Annotated in this window: 10 protein-coding genes and 1 pseudogene; 3 read left to right on the forward strand and 8 right to left on the reverse strand. The window is 73.4% G+C overall.

Translation table 11 applies throughout. The annotated features are described in order from the left end of the window. Positions 1-916: 916 nt before the first annotated feature. From uvrC to rsgA, 4 genes are all read right to left on the reverse strand, one after another. Positions 917-2857: an excinuclease ABC subunit UvrC gene (gene uvrC / locus ACFYPD_RS23790; RefSeq protein WP_387117394.1), complete on the reverse strand. Its 1941-nt coding sequence runs from the start codon at positions 2855-2857 to the stop codon at positions 917-919. A 90-nt stretch (positions 2858-2947) separates the two neighbouring features. After that, positions 2948-3436, reverse strand: a complete 489-nt coding sequence (locus ACFYPD_RS23795) for a Rieske (2Fe-2S) protein (protein WP_387117397.1) — start codon at positions 3434-3436, stop codon at positions 2948-2950. Between the two features lie 164 nt (positions 3437-3600). After that, complete coding sequence (gene uvrA / locus ACFYPD_RS23800; RefSeq protein WP_387117401.1) at positions 3601-6546, reverse strand: excinuclease ABC subunit UvrA; 2946 nt, start codon at positions 6544-6546, stop codon at positions 3601-3603. A gap of 197 nt (positions 6547-6743) precedes the next feature. Beyond that, entirely contained in the window at positions 6744-7823 is a 1080-nt protein-coding gene (rsgA, locus tag ACFYPD_RS23805; protein ID WP_387117403.1) for a ribosome small subunit-dependent GTPase A, read from the reverse strand. Between the two features lie 343 nt (positions 7824-8166). On the opposite strand from rsgA, the gene ACFYPD_RS23810 reads away from it, so the two are divergent. Together ACFYPD_RS23810 and ACFYPD_RS23815 are read left to right on the forward strand one after the other, a co-directional pair. Continuing rightward, positions 8167-8883: a maleylpyruvate isomerase family mycothiol-dependent enzyme gene (locus tag ACFYPD_RS23810; protein WP_387117406.1), complete on the forward strand. Its 717-nt coding sequence runs from the start codon at positions 8167-8169 to the stop codon at positions 8881-8883. Between the two features lie 8 nt (positions 8884-8891). Further along, a complete protein-coding gene (locus ACFYPD_RS23815) occupies positions 8892-9545 on the forward strand; it encodes an MBL fold metallo-hydrolase (RefSeq protein ID WP_387118098.1) in 654 nt (217 codons plus the stop codon). Here the strand turns inward: ACFYPD_RS23815 and ACFYPD_RS23820 are convergent. Both ACFYPD_RS23820 and ACFYPD_RS23825 read right to left on the reverse strand, forming a co-directional pair. Further along, positions 9528-10193: pseudogene (locus tag ACFYPD_RS23820) on the reverse strand (DedA family protein); the annotation flags it as partial. The gene ACFYPD_RS23815 and the pseudogene ACFYPD_RS23820 sit on opposite strands and share 18 nt — an antisense overlap. A 91-nt stretch (positions 10194-10284) precedes the next feature. After that, the gene (locus ACFYPD_RS23825; protein WP_387117409.1) at positions 10285-10971 is read right to left on the reverse strand and encodes a class I SAM-dependent methyltransferase; all 687 of its coding nucleotides are present in this window, start codon (positions 10969-10971) and stop codon (positions 10285-10287) included. A 165-nt stretch (positions 10972-11136) separates the two neighbouring features. Here ACFYPD_RS23825 and ACFYPD_RS23830 point away from each other — a divergent pair, with 165 nt between their 5' ends. Continuing rightward, positions 11137-11340 carry a cold-shock protein gene (locus tag ACFYPD_RS23830; protein WP_091059998.1) on the forward strand — a complete coding sequence of 68 codons (204 nt, stop codon included), beginning with the start codon at positions 11137-11139 and terminating at the stop codon, positions 11338-11340. Between the two features lie 51 nt (positions 11341-11391). On the opposite strand, the gene ACFYPD_RS23835 is transcribed toward ACFYPD_RS23830, so the two are convergent. Then, positions 11392-12666 (reverse strand): MFS transporter, encoded by a 1275-nt coding sequence (locus ACFYPD_RS23835; RefSeq protein ID WP_387117412.1) that lies wholly within the window; start codon positions 12664-12666, stop codon positions 11392-11394. Further along, complete coding sequence (locus ACFYPD_RS23840) at positions 12663-13238, reverse strand: ArsR/SmtB family transcription factor (RefSeq protein WP_387117415.1); 576 nt, start codon at positions 13236-13238, stop codon at positions 12663-12665. Before ACFYPD_RS23840 ends, ACFYPD_RS23835 begins: the two co-directional genes overlap by 4 nt. Positions 13239-13255 lie beyond the last annotated feature (17 nt).

Below are 13255 nucleotides of genomic sequence, written 5' to 3' on the forward strand. Positions count from 1 at the left end.
CGGCAAGGGGGTGCGGAGGTGCCGCAGAAAGGGGAAAGTCTTTTGGGGTGCCCGGCGATCAGGGGGTGACCTGCTCGGGCGGACCGGGGATGTAACCATCGGCGGCGGGCGGTGATTCCCTCGACCTGACCCGATGGTGTCCCGGGGATGTAACCACCGGCGCCGGGGAGGCATTCCCTGGCTGGACCCGGTGCGGACCGGTGGTGCACGGTCCGGGGGATGTAACGACCGGGGCTGGGAGGTCATTCCCTCCGGCCGACCCGGGCGCGGTGGACCGGTGGTGCGTGGTCCGAGGGTGTAACGACCGGCGGGGCCGGGTCATTCCGGCCGGCGCTGCCTCGCTCGGGCGGGCTGCTGCGCGGTCTGCCATGTACAACGACCCCACCCCCGGCATGATTCCGCCGTGACGGTGACACCGACCACGCGCCGAAACCGGACACCGGGCAGGAACTGGTCACCACAAACCGGACAAACGCCCCAGGTCACGCAAGGCGACGGTGCGGATCTTGGACAGTTGTCGTGCGCAGGGAACGGCAATGCTCCAGGATTCGCAGCCGGAACGGCGGCGTGAACCCGGCGAGGTCGGCGGCCGACGTTCCCGTACGTTGATCAAGAGGTTTGCGTCGCGATCCAACCGAATCCCGACGCAAACTTCTTGATCAACACCAGCGGGCCGAGGCTTCGGGCAGTGATGAACGGTCGTCGGGGGCATAACGGACATCTCGCCGGACCGCGTCACGGGCGCTCGGACGGGGCGTCGGTGCGTGGAACGCCCTGGGTGTTTCGGCAGCCGCAAGACACCCATACCGTTCCACGGAAGCCCCAGTCGGAGGCGGGAGCTGGGCGGCGGTACTCGGGCGACAAGCGGCGTAGGGACGCGACCTGCCGAATGGCAAGCTCTCGGGTGCCGGCCCGGTCAGGCGCTCGGGGTCCGCTGGGCACCTTCGTCGAGGGCGGCCAGGATCGCCTCGGCGGTCCGCTTGCCCACCCCCGGCACCTCGGTAATCTCCTCCACCGTCGCCGCGCTGAGCCGCTTCAGCGAGCCGAAGTGCCGCAGCAGGGCCTTGCGACGTACCTCGCCGAGGCCGGGGACGTTGTCGAGCGCCGACTCGGTCATCCGCTTGGAGCGTCGCTGGCGGTGGAAGGTGATGGCGAAGCGGTGCGCCTCGTCGCGTACCCGCTGGAGCAGGTAGAGCGCCTCGGAGGTGCGCGGCAGGATGACCGGGAACTCGTCGTCGGGCAGCCAGACCTCCTCCAGGCGCTTGGCCAGTCCGCAGAGCGCCACGTCGTCGATGCCCAGCTCGGCGAGGGCCTGCGCGGCGGCCGCGACCTGTGGCGGGCCGCCGTCGACGACGACCAGCTGCGGCGGGTACGCGAACCGGCGCGGCCGCCCGGTCGTCGGGTCGATGCCGGGCCGGTCCGGGTCGCCGGCGGTCTCGTCGCCGATCTCCCCGGTTTCGGCGCGGGCGTCGAGGTAGCGGGCGAAGCGCCGGCGCAGCACCTCGGACATGGCGGAGAGGTCGTCGGTGGCGCCCCGCACGATGAACCGGCGGTACTCGCTCTTGCGGGGCAGGCCGTCCTCGAAGACGACCATGCTGGCCACGACGTCGGTGCCCTGGATCTGCGAGACGTCGAAGCACTCGATGCGCAGCGGGGAGGTGCGCATGCCGAGCGCGTCGGCGATCTCGTCGAGGGCCTGGCTGCGGGTGGTCAGGTCACCGGCCCGCTTGAGCTTGTGCCGGGCGAGCGCGTCCTTGGCGTTGCGCTCGACGGTCTCCAGCAGCGACCGCTTGTCGCCGCGCTGCGGCACCCGCAGCGACACCCGGCTGCCCCGCCGGGTGGAGAGCCAGTCGGCGAGCGCGTCGACGTCGCCGGGCAGCTCGGGGACGAGCAGCTCGCGGGGAACGTCGGCCTCGCCCTGCTCGCCGCCGTAGACCTGGGTGCAGAAGTGGTGCACCAGGTCGCCGGTGGTCAGCTCCTCGGTCTTCTCCACCACCCAGCCGCGCTGGCCGCGGACCCGGCCGTCGCGGACGTGGAAGACCTGGACCGCGGCCTCCAGCGGGTCGTCGGCGAAGGCCACCACGTCGGCGTCGGTGCCGTCGCCGAGCACCACGGTCTGCTTCTCCATGGCCCGGCGCAGCGCCGCCACGTCGTCGCGCAGCCGGGCGGCCCGCTCGAACTCGAGCTGCTCGCTGGCCTCCAGCATCTCCTTCTCGAGCCGGCGGACCATGGTGTCGGTGCGGCCCGCCATGAAGTCGCAGAAGCCGTTGACGATGTCCCGGTGCCCCTCGGCGGTGACGCTGCCGACGCAGGGCGCGGAGCACTTGCCGATGTAGCCGAGCAGGCAGGGCCGGCCGACCTGGCCGGCCCGCTTGAACACGCCGGAGGAGCAGGTCCGCGCCGGGAAGACCCGGAGCAGCAGGTCCAGCGTCTCGCGGATGGCCCAGGCGTGCGAGTACGGCCCGAAGTAGCGCACCCCCTTGCGCTTGGCGCCGCGCATCACCTGCAGGCGCGGATATTCCTCGTCGAGGGTCACCGCCAGGTAGGGATAGGACTTGTCGTCGCGGTAGCGGACGTTGAACCTCGGGTCGTACTGCTTGATCCAGGTGTATTCCTGCTGGAGCGCCTCGACCTCGGTGGCGACCGTGATCCAGTCCACCGACTCGGCGGTGAAGACCATCTGCCGGGTGCGCTGGTGCAGGTTGACCGGGTCGGCGAAGTAGGAGTTGAGCCGACTGCGCAGGCTGCGCGCCTTGCCGACATAGATCACCCGGCCGGTGCCGTCGCGGAAGCGGTAGACCCCTGGCGACTCCGGGATGGTGCCGGGTGCGGGACGGTAGGTCGAGGGGTCAGCCACGCGCCAAGCCTAGTCCGCACCCCCGACAACCGGCCGTCACCGCGCGTCCCCCGGCCGGCGGGCGGCGGGCGGGGGACGCGCCGGGACGATTCAGGCCAGGCTGATCTGCTCGCCGGTGACCTTGATGGTCTTCGGCGCGAGCGGCTTGGTCGCCGGGCCCTGCTTCACCGAGCCGTCGGTGATCGAGAACCGGCTGTTGTGGCAGGTGCAGTTGATGGTGCCGCCGTCGACGTTCGACACCGGGCAGCCCTGGTGGGTGCAGATCGGGTCGAAGGCCTTGAACTGGCCGGCCTCGGGCTGGGTGATCACGACGCCCTTGCTGGCGAAGACCGCCCCGCCACCGACGGGGATGTCGGTGGTGCGGGCGAGCGGACCGGTGCTGTCCCGGTCGCCGCCCTCGGCGCCGCCGGCGCCGGTGGCGCCCGGGCCGCCGCTGGTCGGGGCGGGGGCGCCCGCGCCCGATTCGTCGTCGCCGCCGCAGCCGGCCAGCACCACAGCCGCGCCGACCGCGCCGGCGCCCGCGAGCAGGGCTCGGCGCGTCTGCGTACCCGACCCGGTCAGCACCTGATCATCACTCATGTCCGGCCTTCCTCTCTGCTGTCGCCACCCGTCATGATCCGTGGCCGCACTTCGGAACACGGACCAGGGTGCCGCACGGTTCATACTCACGCGTCACCAAACGGATATCTGAGCAGACATCGGGCGGACCGGTAGCCCCCGGCCCGCCCGTCGTACGCCTCGTTTCAGCGCGCCCCGGCCGGCACCTTGCGGGTGCGTGGCTTCGCGGCGCCGCCGTTGGCCTTGGCCGCCCGGGTGGTGGCCGCCTTGGCGCCCTTGGCCGTGCCGTCGAGCTTGAGGATCGGCCGCAGGAACTGGCCGGTGTGGCTCTCCGGCACCTCGGCGACCTCCTCCGGCGTGCCGGTGGCCAGAACGGTGCCGCCGCGGTGCCCGCCCTCCGGGCCCATGTCGATGATCCAGTCGGCGGACTTGATCACATCGAGGTTGTGCTCGATGGTGATCACGGTGTTGCCCTTCTCGACCAGGCCCTCCAGCACCATGAGCAGCTTGCGGATGTCCTCGAAGTGCAGGCCGGTGGTGGGCTCGTCGAGCACGTAGACCGTGCGGCCGGTGGAGCGCTTCTGCAACTCGGAGGCGAGCTTGACGCGCTGCGCCTCGCCGCCGGAGAGGGTCGGCGCGGGCTGGCCGAGACGCACGTAGCCGAGGCCGACGTCGACCAGGGTCTTGAGGTGCCGGTGGATGGCCGGGATGGCGGAGAAGAACTCGGCCGCCTCCTCGATCGGCATGTCCAGGACCTCGGCGACCGTCCGGCCCTTGTAGTGCACCTCCAGGGTCTCCCGGTTGTAGCGGGCGCCCTTGCAGACCTCGCAGGGGACGTAGACGTCCGGGAGGAAGTTCATCTCGATCTTGATGGTGCCGTCACCGGAGCACGCCTCGCAGCGCCCGCCCTTGACGTTGAACGAGAACCGGCCCGGGCCGTAGCCCCGGACCTTGGCCTCGGTGGTCTCGGCGAAGAGCTTGCGGATGTGGTCCCAGACCCCGGTGTAGGTGGCCGGGTTGGAGCGCGGGGTGCGGCCGATCGGTGACTGGTCGACGCCGACGACCTTGTCGACGTGCTCCAGCCCGGTGATCCGGGTGTGCCGGCCGGGGACCAGCCGGGCGCCGTTGATCTGGTTGGCCAGCACCGCGTGCAGGATGTCGTTGACCAGCGTCGACTTGCCGGAGCCGCTGACCCCGGTGACCGCGATGAGCTGGCCGAGCGGGAAGCCCACGGTGAGGTTGCGCAGGTTGTGCTCGCGCGCCCCGTGCACCACCAGCTCGCGCCCCGGGGTCTGCGGCCGGCGGATGACCGGCGTCGGGATCGACCGGCGCCCCGACAGGTACGCCCCGGTGACCGACTCCTCGTTCTCCAGCAGGGCCGGCACCGACCCGCTGTGCACGATCTTGCCGCCGTGCTCGCCGGCGCCCGGGCCGATGTCGACGATCCAGTCGGCGACCCGGATGGTGTCCTCGTCGTGCTCGACCACGATCAGCGTGTTGCCCAGCCCGCGCAGCCGCAGCAGGGTCTCGATCAGCCGGTGGTTGTCTCGCTGGTGCAGGCCGATGGAGGGCTCGTCCAGCACGTAGAGCACGCCGACCAGGCCGGAGCCGATCTGGGTGGCGAGCCGGATGCGCTGCGCCTCGCCGCCGGAGAGGGTGCCGGCCGGGCGGTCCAGCGAGAGGTAGTCGAGCCCGACGTCGAGCAGGAACTTCAGCCGGGCGTTGATCTCCTTGAGCACCCGCTCGGCGATCATCTTCTGCCGGTCGGTCAGCTCGATGCCGGCGAGCAGGTCGGCGGCCTCGCCGACGGAGAGGTTGCAGACCTCGGCGATGCTCTTGCCGGCCAGGGTGACCGCGAGCACCTCGGGCTTGAGCCGGGTGCCGCCGCAGGCCGCGCAGGGCACGTCGCGCATGTAGCCCTCGTACTTGTCCCGCGACCACTCCGACTCGGTGTCGGTGTGCCGGCGCTCGATCCACTGCATCACACCCTCGAAGCCGGTGTAGTAGGAGCGCTCGCGGCCGTACTTGTTGCGGTAGCGGACGTGCACCTGGTCGTCGGAGCCGTGCAGGATCGTCTTCTGCGCCCGGGACGGCAGCGCCCGCCACGGGGTGTCGACATCGAAGTGCTGGGCCTCGCCGAGCGCCTCCAGCAGGCGCAGGAAATATTCGAGGTTGTGCCCGGTCGCCCAGGGCTGGATGGCGCCCTCGCGCAGGGTGCGCTCCGGGTCCGGGATCACCAGCTCCGGGTCGACCTCCTTCTTGGTGCCCAGGCCGGTGCACTCCGGGCAGGCGCCGTAGGGCGCGTTGAAGGAGAAGACCCGGGGCTCCAGGTCCTCGATCGCCAGGGGGTGGTCGTTGGGGCAGGCCAGGTGCTCGGAGTAGCGGCGCTCCCGACCCGGGTCGTCCTCGGCCAGGTCGACGAAGTCGAGCAGCACCAGGCCGCCGGAGAGGCCGAGCGCCGCCTCGACCGAGTCGGTCAGCCGCTGCTTGGCGCTGGGCTTGACGCTGAGCCGGTCGATGACCACCTCGATGGTGTGCTTCTCCTGCTTCTTGAGCTTCGGCGGCTCGGTGAGCGGGTGCACCACGCCGTCGACCCGGGCCCGGGCGTAGCCCTTGGCCTGGAGCTCGGCGAAGAGGTCGACGTATTCGCCCTTGCGGCCGCGCACCACCGGGGCGAGCACCATGAACCGGGTGCCCTCGGCCATGGCCAGCACCCGGTCGACGATCTGCTGCGGGCTCTGCTTGGAGATGCGCTCGCCGCAGATCGGGCAGTGCGGCTCGCCGATGCGGGCGAAGAGCAGGCGGAGGTAGTCGTAGACCTCGGTGATGGTGCCGACGGTGGAGCGCGGGTTGCGCGAGGTGGACTTCTGGTCGATGGAGACCGCGGGGCTGAGGCCCTCGATGAAGTCGACGTCGGGCTTGTCCATCTGGCCGAGGAACTGCCGGGCGTACGACGAGAGCGACTCGACGTAGCGGCGCTGGCCCTCGGCGAAGATGGTGTCGAACGCCAGGCTCGACTTGCCCGAACCGGAGAGCCCGGTGAAGACGATCAGGGCGTCCCGGGGCAGGTCGAGACTGACGTCACGCAGGTTGTGCTCGCGCGCGCCACGGATGATCAGTCGGTCGGCCACGGTGCGTGTGCTCCCGGAAGAAGATTGTGAGGCGGATCTGTCCGCCCGACGCGGGGTCTGAGCGGTTTTCTAGGCGCAGCGAAGACGCCTCGGCAACTCTAGCCCCGAGGTATGACAACTTCGTCGCGCGGACATTCCCCCAGCTCAGCGCGGTCGGGCGGACACCGACGCGGCCCGCCCGACCGCCCCGGCACGGTCTAGAGTCCCCCGGGTCCGGGCGGGGTCGCCGGACGCCCGGTCCGCCGCCGGCCGCTGCGCCAGCTGCCCCGCCGCTCGGCGGCCAGCCGGACCTCCCGGCGCCGGCTCTCGTACGCCACCTCGCGCTGGAGCCTGCGCCAGTTCTCCCAGCGCCGAACGGGCAGCTCGCCGGTCTCCAGGGCCTCCCGCACCGCGCAGGCCGGTTCGGCCTCGTGGGCGCAGTCGCCGTACCGGCAGTCGGCGGCGAGCTCGGCGATGTCGGCGAACGCCCGGTCCAGGCCGGCCGAGCCGTCCAGCAGGCCGACCGCCCGCACGCCCGGGGTGTCCAGCACCGCTCCCCCGCCGGGGATCGGCACCAGCGCCCGCCAGGTGGTGGTGTGCCGGCCCTTGCCGTCGGACCGCCGGATCGCCTGCGTACGCATCACGTCAGCCCCGGCCAGGGCGTTGACCAGGCTCGACTTGCCTGCGCCGGAGGGCCCGAGCAGGCCCAGGGTGCGCCCCGGCGCGACGTACCGGCGCAGCGGGTCCAGCCCGGTGCCGCGCTCGGCGCTGACCGGCAGCACCGGCACCCCGGGCGCCAGGGCGGCGAGCTGCCGGGCCACGGCCGCCGGGTGGGGGGCCAGGTCGGCCTTGGTGAGCACGACGAGCGGCTCGGCGCCGGACTCGTGCGCCAGGGAGAGCAGCCGCTCGATCCGGGCGGCGTCCGGCGCGGGGTGCACCGGCTCGACCACCGCGGCGGCGTCGAGGTTGGCGGCCAGCACCTGGCCGCTGGCGTCCTTGCCGGCGGTGCGCCGGACCAGCGCGGTGCGGCGGGGCAGCACGGTCTCCACGGTGACCGGCCCGTCCGGCCAGGTGGCCAGCAGCACCCAGTCGCCGGCGCAGGGCAGCGCGGTCAGGTCGCGGGCCGCGGCGGCCAGCACGCCGCCGCCCAGGCTGGCCCGGACGGGCCCGTCCGGGAGGAGCACGGTGCAGACCCCGCGGTCGACGCGGGCCACCCGGCCCGGTCGGCGGTCACTACGTCGATTCAGGTACGCCGCCCGGTCGGCGTCCCAGCCGAGGGCGGTGAGGTCGATGGTCATGGTGTCCTCATCGGTGTCGAGGGGGTTCATGGCGGAACACGCGTGCTGCGACCGGCATGCTCACCACCTCCGCTCCGACTCCCGGTGCCGCGTCCAGGACGACTTCAGCTCGGCGCGTCTGACGCCGCGACCTGAAGTCGTCGGCCCCGACGGTAGGGTGCGCGCCGACGCGCCGAAAGCGATTTCCGCGGCGACGGGACGGCGGCCGACCGCTAGGGTCGGTGCGTGAGCGCGAGGAGTGAGCCGATCCTGCGAGCCCCGCAGTCGCGAACAGAGGTGACGCCGTGAGCGCGAGGAGTGAGCCGATCCTGCGAGCCCCGCAGTCGCGAACAGAGGTGACGGCATGACGAGCGACCCCCTCCTGCTGACCGGCGAGCTGGACGAGGCGACCGCCCGGCTGCTGCGTACCGTGGCCGCCCTGGGCGCCGACGACGTGGCCGCGCCGTCCCTGCTGCCGGGCTGGACGCGCGGGCACGTCCTGACCCATCTGGCCCGCAACGCCGACGGCTTCGTCAACCTGCTGACCTCCGCCCGGACCGGCGAGACGATCCCGATGTACGCCAGCCCCGAGGCCCGGTCCGCCGACATCGAGGCCGGCGCGGGTCGCGGGCCGGCCGACCTCATGGACGACCTTCGCCGCAGCTCGCAGCGGTTCACCGCGGCGGTCGCCGAGATGCCGGTGGAGGCGTGGGGTGCCACCGTGCAGACCCGGCGCGGCCCGTGGCCGGCGGCGATGCTGGTCTGGGGCCGGCTGCGCGAGGTCGAGGTGCACCACGTCGACCTCGGGGCCGGCTACCGGCCGGCCGACTGGCCGGACGCGTTCGCCCAGCGGCTGCTGCACGAGGTGGTGGCCGGCCTCGCCGGCAACCCGGACGCGCCGGCCATGGTGCTGCGCTTCGACGGCGTCCGCCAGGAACTCGTCGTGGGTGACCCCGAGGGGGCGCCCACCGTCACCGGCCCCGCGCCGGAACTCGCCGCCTGGCTGACCGGCCGCAGCGCGGGCGAGGTGCTCACCGTCACTCCCGACGGTCCCCTGCCGACTCCACCGGAATGGATCTGAACGCCGTCATGACCTACAGCGGAGATGTCACGCCCGGCGGTCCGCCGGCCGTGCGCGAGCTCGACCGGCTCACCATCACGAAGGTGTCGGTGGGCCCGATGGACAACAACGCCTATCTGCTGCGCTGCCGGGAGACCGGCGAGCAGGTGCTGATCGACGCCGCGAACGAGGCACCCCGCCTGCTCGACGTGGCCGGTGCCGGGGGGCTGGCCGCGGTGGTCACCACCCACCGGCACATGGACCACTGGGTCGCCCTGGAGGAGGTGGTCGCCAAGACCGGCGCCCGCCCGCTGGTGCACGCCGACGACGCCGAGGGGCTGCCCATCGACGCCGAGCCGCTACGCGAGGGCGACACGGTCGCGGTCGGCGACTGCGCGCTGGCGGTGATCCACCTCAAGGGGCACACGCCGGGTTCGATCGCGCTGCTCTACCGCGACCCGTCCGGCGTGCCGCACCTGTTCACCGGGGACTCGCTGTTCCCCGGTGGGGTCGGCAACACCGAGCAGGACCCGGAGCGGTTCGGCCAGCTCATCGACGACGTGGAGCGGAAGCTCTTCGACCGGCTGCCGGACGAGACCTGGTTCTATCCGGGCCACGGCAAGGACAGCACGCTCGGCGCGGAGCGCCCGGCGCTGCCGCAGTGGCGGGCCCGCGGCTGGTGAGCGTGGCGGTCCGGCCCGGCCGGCCCGCTGAGCGGCGTCCGCGGCGGTCACCGCGCGGAGCCGGTGCCGGGTGCCGAGCAGTACCGGCCCGGCGAGCAGCAGGCCGACCGCCATGGTGAGCACGGTCGGGTTCGGCGCGCCGGGCAGCAGCCCGGTCAGCGTCCGCGCCGTGATGCCGAGGGCAACGTAGAGGCCGGCCCAGAGTGTCGCGCCGAGCGCCGCGCTGACCACGAATCTCCGGTAGGACATCCGCAGGCCGCCGGCGGCCAGGGGCAGCAGCGCGTTGAACACCGGCAGGAACGGCGCCACCAGCACCATCCGCCCGCCGCCGCGGCGCAGCAGCGCCTCCGCGGCCGCCCAGCGCGGCTCGCCGATCCAGTCGCCCAGCCGGCTGCGCCGCAGCCGCTCGCCCCAGCGCCGCCCGGCCAGGAAGCTCAACGACCAGCCGGCGAGGCATCCGGCCACCACGGCCACGACGGTCGCCAGGCCGGTCGCCGGCCGGCCCGCGCCTACCGCGGCGAGGACCGCGGCGTCGCCGGGGACCAGCACCCCGAGCAGGGGTACGGCGTCGGCGAGCATCACCATGCCCAGCATCCCCATCAGCAGGGTGGTGGGCAGCTCCCCGACCTGGGCCAGCAGATCCGTCATGCTCCGTACGCTAGGGCCCTGGGGCGACCCGGCACATCGGGCATGATCCCCCACCGGTCCCCGAGTCCGGCTCCGGATGATCCCTGAGGGGTCAGCGGGGGCGGAGCACCTGGACCCGGCGGACCGGGGAGTCGACCGAGGGCTCGGTGACGGGCACCGGGTACGTCGCCACCAGCTCCAGCCGGTCCGGCGGCAGGTGTCCCCGGTCCGGGTCGCCGACCAGCACCTGGACGCCCCGGTCGGCGGCCCGTTGCAGGTAGGGCAGCATCCGCCCGGCCAGCGCGGCGTCGTAGAGGACGTCCCCGGCCAGCACGAGGTCGGCGCTGGCGGTGCCGTCGAGCAGGTCGTCCCCGGTGGCGGCCACGGTCACCCGGTTGGCCCGGGCGTTGACGGTCACGGCCGCCACCGCCCAGGGGTCGACGTCGTTGGCGACGACCCGGTCGGCGCCGGCGAGCGCGGCGGCGATGGCGACCAGCCCGGAGCCGGCGGCCAGGTCGAGCACCCGCCGCCCGGCGGCCAGGTCGGGGTGGTCGAGCACGTGCCGGGCGAGCGCCTGCCCGCCGGCCCAGACGGAGGCCCAGTACGGTGGCGGCAGCGACCGGCCGGCCGCGGCCTCCATCCGGGCCCACCAGAGGATGGCGTCCTCGGCGAGGTGCAGGCGGACCTCCGGCACGAACGGCGCGTTGACCAGCCGGAGCCGGTCCAGGCCGTCGCCGGGCGCCGTGATCTCCCGTTCCAGGTCGGCCAGCGGCGTCGGTGTCCTCACCGGGGCAAGCATGCCCCCCGCCGCGCCGGGCCGGAGGGATTTTCTCGCTGACGGCGTATTCGTGAGCCACGCCGGCACTTCCGGCAGCGGATCGCGGTTCGGGCGGTTACTGTCGGGAAGGTACAGGGGGATCACCGGCCGCGACCGGTGCTTCCCGCATTGAACAGGGAGAGACGCATGGCAACCGGCACGGTCAAGTGGTTCAACTCGGAAAAGGGCTTCGGCTTCATCGAGCAGGACGGCGGAGGCCCGGACGTGTTCGTCCACTACTCGGCAATCCAATCCGGCGGCTACCGCGAGCTGAACGAGGGCCAGAAGGTCGAGTTCGAGGTGACCCAGGGGCAGAAGGGTCCGCAGGCGGACAACGTCCGTCCGATGTAGCTTCGTGCCGGTGGCGGCGGTCGGTTGTGCGGCCGCCGCCGCAGCGCATTCTCAGGCCGGCGCGGCCGGCAGGTCCCGGCGCCGCCGCAGCGGCCCGGCCAGCAGGATGAGCGGGGTCAGCGCGAGCCAGGCGGTCATCACCCGGATCGCCCCGGCCGGCCCCCACGCGGCGCCCAGCGCGCCGGCCAGCAGGGCGGCGAGCGGGATGGTGCCGTAGTTCAGCAGGTGCATGCTCACGGTCACCCGCCCGAGCAGCCCGTGCGGCGTGTAGGTCTGCCGGAAGCTGCCCTTCACCACGTTGCCGATCGCGACGCCCAGACTGACCAGGGCGCCGCCGAGCACCAGCCAGCCCACCCGACCGCCGGGGCCGGCCAGCGGAATGAGCAGCGCCGGCGGTCCGGTGAGCGCGCCCGCGACGAGCAGGGCGCGGGCCGAGCCGAGCCGCCGCGCGAGCCCGGTGGCCAGGGCGGCGCCGACGAGCCCGCCCACGCTGGCCAGCCCGATCAGGAGCCCGACCAGCCCGGCGGGCAGTCCGGCGGAGCGGACCAGGAAGACCACCAGCACCGCCTGGTAGCCGGTGAGGCCGATGTTGCTGGCCGCGCCGAAGACCGTCAGCACCCGCAGGTAGGGGTCGCGGACCACGAAGCGCAGCCCGTCGGCCACCTCCCGGCGCAGCGAGGACGACCCGGCGGGGCGCCGCGGGCGGGGCTCGACGGCCCGGATGCGGCTCAGGCATGCCGCGGAGACCAGGAAGCTGACCGCGTCGAGCAGGACCGCGGTCACCGCGCCGGCGAGCTGGGCGATCAGGCCGGCCAGCCCGGGGCCGACGAGGTAGCTCGCGGTCTGCGTGGCGTGCAGCCTGGCGTTGCCCTCCGGCACCTGCTCGGGGCGTAGCAGGGTGGGCAGGTAGACCTGCTCGGCGGTCTCGAAGAACACCCGGGCCAGGCCGGCGCCGAGGGCGACGACCAGGAGCTGCCCGACCGTGAGCAGGTCGAGCAGGGCGGCCACCGGCACGCTGGCGAACAGCGCCGCCGAGACGAGGTCGGCGGCGATCATCACGGGACGCCGGCGGATCCGGTCGACCCAGGCGCCGGCGGGCAGGCCGGCCAGCAGCCAGGGCAGCCAGGCCGCCGCCGTGAGCACCGCGACCTGGAACGTGGTCGCGTCGAGCACGGCCACCGCGACCAGCGGCAGTGCCACCGCGGTCACGTTGCTGCCGACGGCGCTGACCGTCTGCCCGGCCCAGAGCAGCCGGAAGTCGCGGTGCCGGAGCAGGCCGCCGCGCAGCCGGGTGTCTGGCGCGGTCGTGCGGACCGGGGCGGTCACGGCTGACCCGGCACGCCGTGCGCGAACAGGAAGACGGGCTCGCGTCGTTGCCCGTCGTCCGGGGCCGGGCGGTCGGCCCAGCGGGCGAGGAGGTCGGTGACCTCGCGGCTGAGCTGGTCCAGCTCCGCCGGGGTCAACCGCAGCCACTTGTCGGTGCTGAACGGGCCGTCGCCCCAGGCGGCGTGGGCCTCGTCGGGCGCGGCGTACCAGGCCCGGACGAGGGCGACGTGCCGGTCGAGGTTCAGCGAGCTGGCGGCGTCGGCCACCGCCCGGGCCGCGGGATCGGCGTCGAAGTCGGCGTTGGACCAGCGCACCCCCCGGTCGCGGAGCCGCCACCAGCGTTCCCGGCGGTCCCGGGCCAGTTCGGGCGCCTCCACCAGCAGGTCGGCGGCGGCGAGCACCTTGAGGTGGTGGCTGACGTTGGCCGGCGCCTGGCCGGTGCGCTCGGCGAGCAGGCCGACGGTGCACGGGCCGTACACCTTGAGGACGTCCATGAGGCGGCGCCGCAGCGGGTGGGCGAGCGCGGCGAGGACGCGGGAGTCGGTGACGTGCCGGACGGTGGGCTTGTCCATGGGGAGAGCGTGACATT

This window comes from Micromonospora sp. NPDC005299 (assembly GCF_042872345.1).
Lineage (GTDB): Bacteria > Actinomycetota > Actinomycetes > Mycobacteriales > Micromonosporaceae > Micromonospora.